The organism is Microbacterium sp., assembly GCF_031988965.1.
In the GTDB taxonomy this organism is placed as follows: domain Bacteria; phylum Actinomycetota; class Actinomycetes; order Actinomycetales; family Microbacteriaceae; genus Microbacterium.
This window is the reverse complement of sequence record NZ_DALZXX010000009.1, coordinates 36,968-50,180: the sequence shown is the minus strand read 5'-3', so window position 1 is coordinate 50,180 and position 13,213 is coordinate 36,968. Positions and strand designations below refer to the sequence as shown.

Annotated in this window: 12 protein-coding genes; 1 reads left to right on the top strand and 11 read right to left on the bottom strand. The window is 68.6% G+C overall.

Annotated features, from left to right (window positions below):
* From RTM68_RS04195 to rpsA, 9 genes are all read right to left on the bottom strand, one after another.
* A partial coding sequence (locus tag RTM68_RS04195; protein WP_312168578.1) for an MFS transporter occupies positions 1-1,060 on the bottom strand: 1,060 nt, incomplete at its 3' end.
* Entirely contained in the window at positions 1,036-1,635 is a 600-nt protein-coding gene (gene coaE / locus RTM68_RS04200; RefSeq protein WP_312168580.1) for a dephospho-CoA kinase, read from the bottom strand. The genes RTM68_RS04195 and coaE, both read right to left, overlap by 25 nt.
* 32 nt (positions 1,636-1,667) lie before the next feature.
* A complete protein-coding gene (locus RTM68_RS04205) occupies positions 1,668-2,252 on the bottom strand; it encodes a CoA-binding protein (RefSeq protein WP_312168582.1) in 585 nt (194 codons plus the stop codon).
* Complete coding sequence (locus RTM68_RS04210) at positions 2,249-3,553, bottom strand: O-acetylhomoserine aminocarboxypropyltransferase/cysteine synthase family protein (RefSeq protein WP_312168584.1); 1,305 nt, start codon at positions 3,551-3,553, stop codon at positions 2,249-2,251. The genes RTM68_RS04205 and RTM68_RS04210 overlap by 4 nt, the downstream gene beginning before the upstream one ends.
* Positions 3,550-5,562: an acetate--CoA ligase gene (acs, locus tag RTM68_RS04215; RefSeq protein ID WP_396654181.1), complete on the bottom strand. Its 2,013-nt coding sequence runs from the start codon at positions 5,560-5,562 to the stop codon at positions 3,550-3,552. Before acs ends, RTM68_RS04210 begins: the two co-directional genes overlap by 4 nt.
* Entirely contained in the window at positions 5,553-6,413 is an 861-nt protein-coding gene (locus RTM68_RS04220) for an ABC transporter permease (protein ID WP_396654182.1), read from the bottom strand. Before RTM68_RS04220 ends, acs begins: the two co-directional genes overlap by 10 nt.
* A complete protein-coding gene (locus RTM68_RS04225; RefSeq protein WP_312168588.1) occupies positions 6,410-7,453 on the bottom strand; it encodes an aliphatic sulfonate ABC transporter substrate-binding protein in 1,044 nt (347 codons plus the stop codon). The genes RTM68_RS04220 and RTM68_RS04225 overlap by 4 nt, the downstream gene beginning before the upstream one ends.
* Entirely contained in the window at positions 7,450-8,304 is an 855-nt protein-coding gene (locus tag RTM68_RS04230) for an ABC transporter ATP-binding protein (RefSeq protein WP_312168591.1), read from the bottom strand. Before RTM68_RS04230 ends, RTM68_RS04225 begins: the two co-directional genes overlap by 4 nt.
* 147 nt (positions 8,305-8,451) lie before the next feature.
* On the bottom strand, positions 8,452-9,906 hold the full coding sequence (gene rpsA / locus RTM68_RS04235; RefSeq protein ID WP_194763411.1) for a 30S ribosomal protein S1: 1,455 nt from the start codon (positions 9,904-9,906) through the stop codon (positions 8,452-8,454).
* Positions 9,907-10,079: 173 nt separating this feature from the next.
* Between rpsA and RTM68_RS04240 the strand changes: the two genes are divergently transcribed.
* Positions 10,080-11,051, top strand: coding sequence for a 5'-3' exonuclease (locus tag RTM68_RS04240; protein WP_312168595.1), 972 nt, complete (start codon positions 10,080-10,082; stop codon positions 11,049-11,051).
* Between the two features lie 31 nt (positions 11,052-11,082).
* On the opposite strand, the gene RTM68_RS04245 is transcribed toward RTM68_RS04240, so the two are convergent.
* A complete protein-coding gene (locus RTM68_RS04245) occupies positions 11,083-12,069 on the bottom strand; it encodes a PHP domain-containing protein (protein ID WP_312168596.1) in 987 nt (328 codons plus the stop codon).
* A 7-nt stretch (positions 12,070-12,076) separates the two neighbouring features.
* On the bottom strand, positions 12,077-13,141 hold the full coding sequence (gene trpD, locus RTM68_RS04250) for an anthranilate phosphoribosyltransferase (protein ID WP_194763414.1): 1,065 nt from the start codon (positions 13,139-13,141) through the stop codon (positions 12,077-12,079).
* Positions 13,142-13,213 lie beyond the last annotated feature (72 nt).

The following is a 13,213-nucleotide window of genomic DNA, read 5'->3' as shown; positions in this document are numbered from 1 at the left end:
AGGAGGCCTGGGCCCGGTGATCCGGATCGGCCGCAGCCGGCACCCAGCCGGACGCCACCGCGTGCGCCCCGAAGAAGCCCCCGGTGAAGAGCAGGAGGCCGGCGAGCACCACGAGGGTCACGGGAGCGAGCATCGCCATCGCGCCCGCCGACATCACGGCGATCGATCCCAGCAGCACCGGGAATCGCCCCAGCCGAGAGGCCAGCACTCCCGCCCAGGGCGATGACACGGTCCCGGCGAGGTAGGCCAGGAACAGCAGCGTCACGAGCCAGACGGGAAGCGCGAAGGGCGGCTCGACGAGATGGAAGCCGAGATAGTTGTACACCGCCACGAACGCGCCCATGAGAAGGAAGCCCTGAGCGTAGAGCGCGAGCTGCGTGGCCGAGCGCAGCGGCGTCAGCAATCGGGTCAGCATTCCGGTTGCGGCGTGTTCGCGGTGTCTACCCGGGACGAAGCCTCGAGCCCGGGGCGCGAGCCACACGAACAGCACGGCCGCGAGGGCGCACACGGCCGCCACCGTCCACATCCCGGCACGCCAGCCGATCTGCTCACCGACGATTCCCGACACGATACGTCCGAGGAGTCCCCCCACCGTCGTGCCCGCGATGTAGCTGCCCGCCGCGGTCGCCTCGTTGCGAGCACGTATCTCCTCGCTCAGGTAGGCGAGTGCCACTGCCGGGACCGCGCCGAGGGCCATCCCCTCGAGAAGCCGCAGCGCGAGCAGCATCTCCAGGCCCGTGCTCAGCGGCGCGATGAGACCGAGCGCCGTCGCGGTGAGGATGCCGATCGCCATGGCCTGCACGCGTCCGAGGCGATCCGCGACCATAGACCACGGGATCACGGCTGCAGCGAGTCCGAGCGTCGCCGCAGACACGGCGAGTGCCGCCGACGCCGGCGCGATGCCGAGGTCGATCGACAACGCCGGCAGGACGGCCTGCGGCGAGTAGAGCTGCGCGAAGGTCGCGATGCCTGCGAAGAAGAGTCCGGCGATCAGCCGTCGGTACTCAGGAGAGCCGGGCGCGTGACCGGAGAACGTCACCGCGACGTGATCCGCTCCCACAGAGCATCCGTCTGCTCGAGCGTCTCCTCGATCGAACCGGACGTGTCGATGACCTCGTCCGCGATGGCGAGCCGCTTCTCGTCCGACACCTGGGCGTCGATCCGTCCCGCGGCTTCCGCGTCGGTCATCCCGCGCAGGTCGACGAGTCGCCGCCTCCTGATGTCGGCCGGCGCATGCGCGACGACGATCAGGTCCCAGGGGTCGTCGACCCTGGCCTCGACGAGCAGCGGCACGTCGTACACGACCACGGACTGCGGATCACGGTGCCCCGCGTCGTCGAAGCGTCGCTGCGATTCGGCGCGGACCGCCGGATGCACGATCGCGTTCAGTTGACCGAGCTTGTCCTTATCGGCGAACACGACGGCGCCGAGGGCCGCCCGATCGAGTGAGCCGTCAGGCGCGATGACCTCGGCGCCGAACGTCGAGGCGATCGCTGCGAGCACGGGCGATCCCGGAGCCTGGACATCGCGGACGATCTGATCGGCATCCACGATGGTGGCCCCGTGCTCGGCGAGTCGTCGTGCGATGGTCGACTTCCCCGACGCGATGCCGCCGGTGAGCGCGATGAGTGGCATCCCGCCAGTCTAGGCTTCCGCGATGCGGAGGCTCAGCGGCCGAGCAGCTGCCGACGCGAGCTGATCACTCCGGTGTCGAATCCGGCGAGGTGCAGTCCACCGTGGAACCGCGCATGCTCGATCTTGATGCATCGATCCATGACGACGGAGAGCCCCGCGGCCTCGGCGACGGCAGCGGCATCCTCGTTCCACGATCCGAGCTGCAGCCACAGTGCACGAGCGCCGACGTCGACGGCCTCCTGCGCGACGCCCGGCAGGTCATCGTGCCTGCGGAAGACGTCGACGATGTCGGGGACCACGGGAAGGTCCGCGAGCGACGCGTAGACCGGCTGCCCGAGGATCTCGGTCTCGCGCGGATTGACGAAGTAGACGTCGTACGACGAACTCGACAGCAGGTAGGTGCCGACGAAGTACGACGCTCGGGCCGGGTTGTTCGATGCTCCCACGATGGCGACGGAGGTGGAGCGCCGAAGCAACGCGAACCGCGACTGCTGGCCGGGGCCGATCCACGTCCGCCCCGGAACCGCCGGAGCAGCACCGGGCAGCTCGCAGGCCGCGGCCTCGGTGGGCGCAGGAATGGCGCAGGATGCCGTGGATCCCGTATCCGTCGAGCTCATCGGTTCGCTCCCGTCGCGGTCGTCAGGGCCTGGTCGAGGTCCCAGATGATGTCATCGGCGTCTTCGAGGCCGACCGAGATGCGGATCAGGTCGGGGCGAACACCGGCCGCCGCGAGCTGAGCCTCGGTGAGCTGGCGGTGGGTCGTGGATGCCGGATGGATGACGAGCGTCCTCGCGTCCCCGATGTTCGCCAGATGCGAAGCGAGCTGCAGGTTCTCGATGAGCTTCTCCCCCGCCGCGCGCCCGTCATCGGCCTTGACGCCGAAGGCGAATACTGACCCCGGACCGAGCGGCAGATACTTCGCGGCTCGCTCATGGTGAGGATGGCCTGCGAGTCCCGCCCAGGTCACGTAGTCGACGCGAGGATCGGAGTCCAACCAGTCCGCGACGATGCGGGCGTTCGCGAGATGCGCGTCGATGCGCTGCGGCAGCGTCTCGATGCCCTGCAGCAGATTGAACGCCGACTGAGGGCTCAGCGCCGGTCCGATGTCGCGCAGCTGCTCGGTACGGAGCTTGGTGAGGAACCCGTACTCGCCGAAGTTGTCCCACCACTTGATGCCGCCGTAGGACTCGACCGGCTCGGTCATCTGCGGGAACCGTCCGCTGCCCCAGTCGAACGTGCCCTTCTCGATCACGACGCCACCGAGCGTGGTGCCGTGGCCGCCGAGGAACTTCGTCACCGAGTGGATGACGATGTCGGCACCGTGTTCGAGGGGACGCGCGAGATACGGCGTGGCCAGGGTCGCGTCGACCACGAGAGGAACCCCTGCCGCGTGCGCGACCTCGGCCAGCCCCTCGATATCGGCGATCTCGCCCGACGGGTTGCCGATCATCTCGACGTAGACGACCTTGGTCTCGGGGCGGATCGCGGCTGCGTAGTCGGCAGGGTCGGTGGAGGCGACGAACGTCGTCTCGACGCCGAAGCGGCGCAGCGTCACATCGAGCTGCGTCACCGTGCCGCCGTACAGCTGGGCGGAGGCCACCACATGGTCACCCGCTCCGACGAGCGCCGCGAACGTGATGAACTCCGCGCTCATGCCCGACGCGGTGGCGACGGCACCGATCCCGCCCTCGAGCGAGGCGAGGCGCTCCTCGAGTGCGGCGACGGTGGGGTTGCCGATGCGGGAGTAGATGTTGCCGTACTTCTGCAGAGCGAAGAGGTTGCCCGCATCCGCCGCATCCTCGAAGACGAACGAGGTCGTCTGGTAGATCGGCACCGCGCGGGCGCCCGTGGCGGCATCGGGGGTACCGCCGGCGTGCAGCGCCCTCGTCCGGAATCCGAAGCGATGTTCTTCCGTCATGGTGTCCTCAGTTCAGCGTTCTCGAGCACGGCGGCGATGTCGTCGACGGCCCACGGGTTCTGCAGCGATGTCGTGTCTCCGAGCGGCGCGGGTGCGCGTCCAGCTCGTCGGTCCTGCTCAGCTTCCCAGAGCTGTGCCAGCAGCCGCCGCATGATCTTGCCCGAACGGGTCTTCGGCAGATCGGGCACCACGACGATGTGCTTCGGCTTGGCGACAGGGCCGATGGCGGTGGCGACCTGACCTCGGAGCTCGCTGGTCGAGACCTCAGAGCGTCCGGATGCGGTGACGAATGCGACCACGGCCTGCCCGGTGACCGCATCGGCCACGCCGGCGGTGCCCGCCTCGCCGACCGTGTCATGCGCCACGAGGGCGGATTCGATCTCGATCGTCGAGAGGCGGTGTCCCGACACGTTCACGACATCGTCGAGTCGACCGAGGATCCAGATGTACCCGTCGGCGTCTCGGGTCGCCCCGTCACCGGCGACGTAGTATCCGCCGTGCTCACCGCGTCCGGCATACGCCGACCAATACGCGTCGCGGTAGCGCTGCGGGTTGCCCCACACGGTCCGCGCCATCCCCGGCCACGGACGGCGCACGACGAGCGTGCCGGATCTTCCCGGCGCCACCTCATCGCCGTTCGCGTCGACGACCGTCGCGTCGATGCCCGGCAGGGGCACGGACGCCGATCCGGGCTTGAGCGTCGTGACGCCGGGAAGCGGTGCGATCATCGCCGCCCCGGTCTCGGACTGCCACCAGGTGTCGATCACCGGGAGCTCGTCGCGCCCGAAGTTCCGGCGGAACCAGATCCACGCCTCGGGGTTGATCGCCTCACCGACCGTGCCCAGCAGGCGAAGCGACGACAGGTCGTGCCCCTCCGGCAGATCGGCGCCGAACCAGGTCATGAAGGTGCGGATGAGCGTGGGCGCGGTGTAGTAGACGGTGACTCCGTAGCGCTCGATGATCTCGAGATGTCGCTCGCGGCTCGGCGTGTCCGGCGTGCCCTCGTAGATGACCTGCGTCAGCCCGTTCGAGAGCGGACCGTAGATCTCGTACGTATGGGCGGTCACCCAGGCGAGATCCGCCGTGCACCAGTGCACGTCATCGGGCTTCGCGTCGAAGTGGGCCCAGTGCGCCCAACTCGCGTGCGTGAGGTACCCGCCGGACGTGTGGACGAGCCCCTTCGGCTTCCCCGTCGTGCCCGACGTGTAGATGATGAAGAGCGGATGCTCGGCATCGAACGCCTGAGGCTCATGCTCTGAGGAGGCGGTGTCGACGACGTCGTGCCACCACACGTCGCGTCCCTCGGTCCAGGGCACGTCCTGCCCGGTGCGGCGGAGCACGAGGACGTGCTCGAGGTCGGGGAGGTCGGCGGCCGCGACATCGGCGGTGGACTTGACCTCGGTCGCGGTGCCGCGGCGGAACTGGCCGTCACTCGTGACGAGCAGCTTGGCACCGGTGTCGGCGAGCCGGAATCGCACCGCCTCGGCGGAGAACCCGCCGAACACGAGCGAGTGCACGGCGCCGATGCGCGCACAGGCGAGCGTGATGACGACCGTCTCGACCAGCACGGGGAGATAGACCACGACGCGGTCGCCCGGCCGGATGCCGAGTGCGATCAGCGCATTCGCCGCGCGCGACACCCTGTTCTGGAGGTCGGAGTAGGTCACGGCGATGCGGTCGCCCGGCTCGCCCTCGAAGTGCAGCGCGACCTTGTCACCGCGGCCGGCCTCGACGTGGCGGTCGACGCAGTTGTACGCGACATTGAGCCGTCCGCCGACGAACCATCGCGCGGCCGGAACGGCATCCCCCACGGGCGGATCCCATTCGTGAGCCGTATGCCAGGGCTCGGCCCAGTCGAGCCGCGCGGCCGCCTTCTCCCAGAAGAGGGTCGGATCGGCGGCGGCTCGCGCATAGGCCTCGGCGGTCACGTTCGCCGTCGAGGCGAACCCTGCGGGCGCCGGGTATGTGCGGGTCTCGTGCAGTCGTGCTTCACTCACCGTCACACCCACCGTCGGAGCAGATACTTCTCGACCAGCACGAGAAGGGCGTTGGTGATCGTCCCGAGGAGCGCGAGCAGGACGATCGACAGGATGATCCTGTCCACTCGTCCGCTGTTCTGCGAGTCCGTGAGCAGGAACCCGAGTCCCATCGACGAGGCGATCAGCTCAGCGGCGACGAGGAACAGCCACGCCTGCGCGAGTGCGAGTCGAAGGCCTGCGACGACCGAGGGCACGACCGCGGGCAGCTGCACGGTGCGGAACAGTGACCAGCCTCGGAGGCTGAACGAGCGTCCGGCCTCGACGAGCTGAGGATCGACGTGTCGGAGCGCCGAGGCGACCGTCGTGTAGACCGGGAAGAACGCGCCGATGGCGATCAGGGTCACCTTGGACTCCTCGCCGATCTGCATCCACAGGATCAGCAGCGGCACCCAGGCCAGCGACGGCACAGCTCGGACCGCCGAAAGCGTGGGACTGAGCAGCACGTCGCCGATCCGCGAGAGCCCGACGACACCGGCGATCGCGAGTCCGATCACGGATCCGATCGCGAAACCGAGCAGCACGCGCTGCACCGAGATCGCGATGTGCGTCCAGAGCTGCCCGCGCTCGGCCAGCTCGACACCGGCGGCGATGACGGACTCCGGAGACGGGAGGAGGTAGGGCGCGACGATTCCGGTGGTCGTCACGATCTGCCAGGCGATGACGATGAGGACGGGCAGCAGGAACCCGCCGATGACGCGCACGACCGGGCGGTCCCACGCGTGCCGAGCGCCCACCTCAGGGTGCCGACGGACGCCGCGGGCGGCGTCGAGCGCGTCCCTCGTGTCCGCGGGCACCACCACGCGCTGGTCGGGAAGGATCACTCGCCCCCGACCGCCTTCTCGGCGAACGTCGCGTTCACGATCGAGTCGAGCGCCTTGTCGACCGAATCCTTGCCGCCCTGGACATCACCGGAGTCGACGAGCACGGGCGCGATCTTCTCGAGCACGGCGATCTGATCGTCGCCCGGGATTCCGCTCACGTCGAGGTTCGAGCGCTCGGTGATCACGGTCTCCGCGACCGCGATGTCGATGCCTGCGACCTCGGCGAGCAGCGCAGCCGTCTCATCGGGGTTCTCGAGGGCCCACTCGCGCGCCTGCTCGTAGGCGTCGACGACGGCCTGAGCGAGATCGGCGTGGTTCTCGATGAAGTCCTCGGTGGCGTTCAGGAACCCGTACGTGTTGAAGTCGACGTTGCGGTAGATCAGCTGGTCGCCCGACTCCACCTCGGCCGCGGCCATGATCGGGTCGAGTCCGGCCCAGGCATCGACCGATCCGCCGTCGAGCGCAGCGCGCCCGTCGGCGTGCTGGAGGTTCTGCACCTCGACGTCGTCGACCGAGAGGCCCGCCTCCTCGAGCGACTGCAGCAGGAAGAAGTAGGGGTCCGTGCCCTTGGTCGCGGCGACCGACTTGCCCGCGAGATCCTCGACCGACGTGATGTCGCTGTCAGGACCGACGACGATCGCCGACCATTCGGGCTGCGAGAAGATGTCGATGACCTGGATCGGCGAGCCGTTCGAGCGCGCGAGAAGCGCGGCCGAACCGGCGGTCGACCCCACGTCGATCGATCCGGAGCGCAGCAGCTCGTTCGCCTTGTTGGAGCCGGCGGACTGCACCCACTCGACGTCGACGTCGTCGCCCAGGATGTCCTCGAGGATTCCCTGGTCGCGGATCACGAGGCTGAGCGGGTTGTACGTGGCGAAGTCGATCGACAGCGTGTCCGAAGACCACTCGCCGGTCGCCGCCGTGTCGTCGTTCGAGTCGGAGGCCGTGGCGTTCTCACCGGCGACGCAGCCGGTCGCGACGAGCATCATCGTCCCGGCGATGGCGATCGCAGGGACGATTCGGCGGGTGATGGTGCTCATCGGGTCTCCTCGGTGGCGGTGCTGTGATGGGTGTCGACGCCGAGTCCTTCGAGGAGCTCGGCACGGAGGTTCGCGAGACCGCGATCGGCGCGGTCACGGGGGCGGATGCCGGGCACGGTGATCGTTCGCGCGATGGATGGCGCATCCGACTCGGCGTCGCCGACCAGCGTGCGCAGCAGCAGCACGCGATCGGCCAGGTAGAGGGCCTCTTCGACGTCGTGGGTGACGAGGAGGACGGTGGTGGGCTCTGCGGCGTGGATCTTCAGGAGGAGATCGTGCATTCGCAGTCGCGTGAGGGCGTCGAGCGCGCCGAAGGGCTCGTCGAGCAGAAGGACGCCGGGGTTGCGGGCGAGCGCGCGGGCCAGGGAGGCGCGCTGCGCCATTCCCCCCGACACCTCGCGCGGGCGCTGGTCGGCCGCCTGCTCGAGTCCGACGAGAGCGAGCAGCTCGCGCACACGTTCGCGGCCCTCACGGCGCGCGGTGCCGCGGGGAAGTCCGAGCTCGACATTCTGCGCGATGGTTCGCCACGGCAGGAGCCGCGGCTCCTGGAAGGCGATCGCGGTGCGCTCGTCGACGTCGGCGACACCGGAGTCATCGATCAGGATGCGTCCGCCCGTCGGCGCATCCAGCCCGCCGACGAGGCGCAGGAGCGTCGACTTCCCGCATCCGGACGGCCCCACGATCGCCACGATCTCGCCGGCGGCGACGTCGACGTCGACACTTCGGAGGACATCGCGGCGGCTGCGCACGATCGGGAAGCTGCGTTCCACACCCTGCAGACGCACGGGCTGCGCAGTGCCGGCGACGGCCGGACCGCGCGCCGTCGAGGGCGCGGAGAGCAGAGAGGTCATGTCCCTATGCTGTCCAACCGGGCGAAATGTGACGAATGCGAACGTAATGTTCGGTCACGTACCCTTGCGCGCTCCACCGAGACGGGCGGATACGCAGAACGGGCCGCCATCCCGAAGGATGACGGCCCGTTCCAGAAAGCGTGATGCTTACGCGTTGCCGCCCGAGAGCTTCTCGCGCAGAGCCGCGAGTGCCTCGTCGTCAGCGAGCGTGCCCGCACCGGCGGATTCGCTCGAGAACGCCTGGCCGCCGAAGTCCTCGCCGGCAGCAGCCTCGGCCTCGGCCGCCTTGGTGACCTGAGCCTTGTGAGCCTCCCAGCGAGCCTGGGCTGCAGCGTACTCCTGCTCCCATGCCTCGCGCTGAGCGTCGAAGCCGTCCTTCCACGCACCGGTCTCGGCGTCGAAGCCCTCCGGGTACTTGTACTCGCCGTTCTCGTCGTACTCAGCGAGCATGCCGTAGAGAGCCGGGTCGAACTCGGTGCCGTTGGGGTCGACCGACTCGTTGGCCTGCTTCAGCGACAGCGAGATGCGGCGACGCTCGAGGTCGATGTCGATGACCTTGACGAACACCTCTTCGCCGACGGAGACGACCTGCTCGGCCAGCTCGACGTGCTTGCTGGAGAGCTCGGAGATGTGGACGAGGCCCTCGATGCCGTCTGCGACGCGCACGAACGCACCGAACGGAACGAGCTTGGTGACCTTACCCGGCGTGACCTGACCGATCGCGTGGGTACGGGCGAAGACCTGCCACGGGTCCTCCTGCGTCGCCTTCAGCGACAGGGAGACGCGCTCGCGGTCGAGGTCGACCTCGAGGATCTCGACGGTGACCTCCTGGCCCACCTCGACGACCTCGGAGGCGTGCTCGATGTGCTTCCAGGACAGCTCGGAGACGTGCACGAGGCCGTCCACGCCACCCAGGTCGACGAACGCACCGAAGTTGACGATCGACGAGACGACACCCTTGCGGACCTGACCCTTGTGCAGGTTGTTGAGGAACGTCGTGCGCGACTCGGACTGCGTCTGCTCGAGCAGAGCGCGGCGCGACAGGACCACGTTGTTGCGGTTCTTGTCGAGCTCGAGGATCTTCGCCTCGATCTCCTGGCCGAGGTACGGCGTGAGGTCGCGGACGCGGCGCAGCTCGATGAGCGAGGCCGGGAGGAAGCCACGGAGGCCGATGTCGACGATGAGGCCACCCTTGACGACCTCGATGACGGTGCCGGTGACGACGCCGTCGTTCTCCTTGATCTTCTCGACGTCTCCCCAGGCACGCTCGTACTGAGCACGCTTCTTGGAGAGGATCAGACGGCCTTCCTTGTCCTCCTTCTGGAGAACCAGGGCCTCGACCTCGTCGCCGACCTTGACGACCTCGTTGGGGTCGACGTCGTGCTTGATCGAGAGCTCGCGCGAGGGGATGACACCCTCGGTCTTGTATCCGACATCGAGCAGGACCTCGTCGCGGTCGATCTTGACGATCGTGCCTTCGATGATGTCGCCGTCGTTGAAGAACTTCAGGGTCTTCTCGACCGCGGCCAGGAAGTCCTCAGCAGATCCGATGTCGTTGATGGCGACCTGCTTGGTGGCCGGGGCGGTCGTTGCGGTAGTCATGTAGTGGGTTGTCCTTGTTGAATGGAGTCTCGGGCTGCGGGGCAACGGACGCGCACGTCCGACAGCATGCTCCACAGCGGTTGATGGGGTGTTCGATGCCACGAGGGCATGCACAGGCACGCCACGAGTGACACTTCAGGCTATCAGATGTCGGGCGCCGACGGAGGATGACGATGACGGAATCCGGCGGGCACTGCAAGACTGTGCTCATGCCTCGCGCCGACAAGCTCCTCCTGCTCGACACCGCAAGCCTCTACTTCCGCGCCTTCTACGGCGTGCCCGACAAGGTGACGGCTCCCGACGGCTCGCCGATCAACGCGGTGCGGGGCCTGCTCGACATCGTCGCGAAGCTCGTGACACTGTACGAACCGACCCACGTCGTGGCCTGCTGGGACGACGACTGGCGTCCGCAGTGGAGGGTCGATCTGATCCCGAGCTACAAGTCGCATCGCGTGCTGGAGGCCGTCCCGGCCGGACCCGACGTCGAGGAGGTGCCGGATCCGCTCGAGGCGCAGATCCCTCTGATCCGCGAGACCCTCGGGCTGCTCGGGATTCCGATCATCGGCGTCGCCGAGCACGAGGCCGACGATGTGATCGGCACCCTGGCGACGCACGCCACCATGCCGGTCGACATCGTCACGGGGGATCGCGACCTCTTCCAACTCGTCGATGATGCGCGGGACGTACGCGTCGTCTATACGGCGCGCGGCATGAGCAACCTCGAGATCATCACGGATTCGGTCGTCGTCGCCAAGTACGGAGTGCTGCCGAGCCAGTACGCCGACTTCGCCACGATGCGCGGCGACGCATCCGACGGCCTGCCCGGCGTCGCCGGGGTCGGCGAGAAGACGGCGGCCACCCTGCTGCAGGCGCACGGAGACCTCACGGGAATCCGCGCCGCCGCCGAAGCCGGTGAAGGCATGAGCGCCGGCGTGCGGGCCAAGGTGCTCGCCGCATCGGACTACCTCGATGTCGCGCCGACGGTCGTCGCCGTCGCGACCGCTCTCGAGATCACCGCCCCCGATGCCGCGCTCCGTCCGCTGGATCCGTCGGAGGTCGATGCGGCGACCGCTGTCGCGGAGAAGTGGAACCTCGGCACCTCGATGACCCGCGCGATCGCCGCCGTGGCGACGACGGGAGACTGAGCGACCTCGCCCACGCCCTCGGGCCCCGTGGTCAACCGGCCCAGGCGAGAAGACGCTCGAGCCCCCAGGTCGTGATGATGCGCGATGCGGGCACGCCGGCACGTTCCGCTCGGACGGCCCCGTGGTCGAGCAGCGACAGCTGCCCCGGAGCGTGGGCGTCGGAGTCTATGGAGAAGAGGCATCCCGCCTCGAGCGCGATCTCGATGAGCTCGTCCGGCGGATCCTGCCGCTCCGGTCGGGAGTTGATCTCGACGGCGACGCCGTTGTCCGCGCACGCGGCGAAGACCGCTTCGGCATCGAAGGCGGAAGCCGGTCGAGTTCCGCGCTCACCCTGCACGAGGCGCCCCGTGCAGTGCCCGAGAACGTTGACTCGGGGATTCGACACCGCCGCGATCATGCGCGCGGTCATCGGCCTCGCGTCCATCCGCAGCTTCGAGTGGACGGACGCCACGACGATGTCGAGCTCGCCGAGCAGCGTGTCCTCCTGGTCGAGCCCACCGTCGTCGAGGATGTCGACCTCGATGCCGGCGAGAAGAGTGAAACCCTCCCCCGACTCGGCTCGGACGAGCGGCATCTGCTCCCGCAGCCGCTCTGCAGACAGACCACGCGCCACCCTGAGCCGCGGCGAGTGATCCGTCACTGCCTGATACTGGTGCCCCAGCGCTCGCGCTGCGGCCGCCATCACGGGGATCGACGTCGTGCCGTCGGACCAGTCCGTATGCGCGTGCAGATCGCCGCGCAGCTTTCCCCTGAGCTCCGACACGATCTCCGGTTCGACCTCGCCGCGCAGCTCCACCAGATAGTCGGGGACCTCTCCCCCCTGCGCCTGCCGGATGACCGCGAACGTCGACTCGCCGATGCCCTTGGCTGCGCGGAGCCTCGTCGGGTCTGAGCGGACGTCATCCGGCAGCTGCTGCAGAGTGGCCGCCGCCTGACGGAACGCCTTAGCCCGATACCGAGACGCCCGCTCGCGCTCGAGCAGCGATGCGATCTCGAGCAGCGCGGCGACCGGGTCCATGTCCGACCTACGCCGTGGCGAGTTCCCGGCTCACGCCGATCCACTCATCGAGCTTCGCAGCGGCGCGACCGTCGTCGACGGCCGCCGCCGCACGGGCGTACCCCTCGCGCAGCCGCTCGAGAATCGGGCGCTGCACCTGATTCGCGTCCTGGGAGAGCTCGTAGGCGACGATGCCCGCGGCCGCGTTCAGCAGCACGATGTCGCGGACCGGGCCGATCTCACCCGAGAGCGTCCGGCGGAGCACCTCGGCATTGTGCTCCGGCGATCCCCCGATGAGATCGGACAGGTCTGCGAGTGGGATGCCGAGGTCACGCGGGTCGAGATCGTGCTCGTGGATGTCGCCTCGGGTGACCTCCCAGATGCGGCTGTGACCTGTCGTCGTCAGCTCGTCGAGACCGTCGTCGCCGCGGAACACCAGCGCGGTCGCGCCGCGCGTGCGGAACACGCCCGTGATCAGCGGCACCCGCTCGAGCTGTGCGACTCCGACCGCGTTCGCCTCGGCGCGCGCCGGGTTGCAGAGCGGGCCGAGCATGTTGAAGACCGTCGGCACCCCGAGCTCGGCGCGCACGGCACCGGCGTGCTTGAAGCCGGGGTGGAAGGCACCCGCCCAGGCGAACGTGATGCCGGTCCTGTCGAGGATCGATGCGACCGACGCGGGATCGAGCGTCAACTCGAGACCGAGCGCGCTGAGCACGTCGGACGACCCCGACGACGAACTCGCCGCTCGGTTGCCGTGCTTCACCACGGGCACTCCGGTCGCGCCGATGATCACCGCCGCGGTGGTCGACACGTTCACTGTTCCGACACGGTCGCCTCCGGTGCCGACGATGTCGAGCACATCGGGCGAGACGGGAAGAGGAACGGCGGCTTCGAGGATCGCGTCGCGGAAGCCGACGATCTCGTCGATGGTCTCGCCCTTGGCGCGCAGCGCCACGAGGAAGCCCGCGAGCTGTGCCTCGGTGACATCCCCGCGCATGATCTTCCGCATCGCCCACGTCGACTCCCAGACGCTGAGGTCGCGACGCTCCAGAAGAGTGGTGAGCACGTCGGACCAGGTCAGGGAATCAGCCATGTGTGCGATCCTATCGGCGCGGGGAAAACGTGCAGACTCTTCCACACGAGTGGTCCCGCTCGCGGCATCCCC

Coding starts and splice junctions, on each gene's coding strand:
- coaE (WP_312168580.1), bottom strand. CDS start 1,635: ATGCCACTCATCGCGCTCACCGGCGGCATCGCGTCGGGGAAGTCGACC.
- RTM68_RS04205 (WP_312168582.1), bottom strand. CDS start 2,252: ATGAGCTCGACGGATACGGGATCCACGGCATCCTGCGCCATTCCTGCG.
- RTM68_RS04210 (WP_312168584.1), bottom strand. CDS start 3,553: ATGACGGAAGAACATCGCTTCGGATTCCGGACGAGGGCGCTGCACGCC.
- RTM68_RS04225 (WP_312168588.1), bottom strand. CDS start 7,453: ATGAGCACCATCACCCGCCGAATCGTCCCTGCGATCGCCATCGCCGGG.
- RTM68_RS04230 (WP_312168591.1), bottom strand. CDS start 8,304: ATGACCTCTCTGCTCTCCGCGCCCTCGACGGCGCGCGGTCCGGCCGTC.
- rpsA (WP_194763411.1), bottom strand. CDS start 9,906: ATGACTACCGCAACGACCGCCCCGGCCACCAAGCAGGTCGCCATCAAC.
- RTM68_RS04240 (WP_312168595.1), top strand. CDS start 10,080: ATGACGGAATCCGGCGGGCACTGCAAGACTGTGCTCATGCCTCGCGCC.
- RTM68_RS04245 (WP_312168596.1), bottom strand. CDS start 12,069: ATGGACCCGGTCGCCGCGCTGCTCGAGATCGCATCGCTGCTCGAGCGC.
- trpD (WP_194763414.1), bottom strand. CDS start 13,141: ATGGCTGATTCCCTGACCTGGTCCGACGTGCTCACCACTCTTCTGGAG.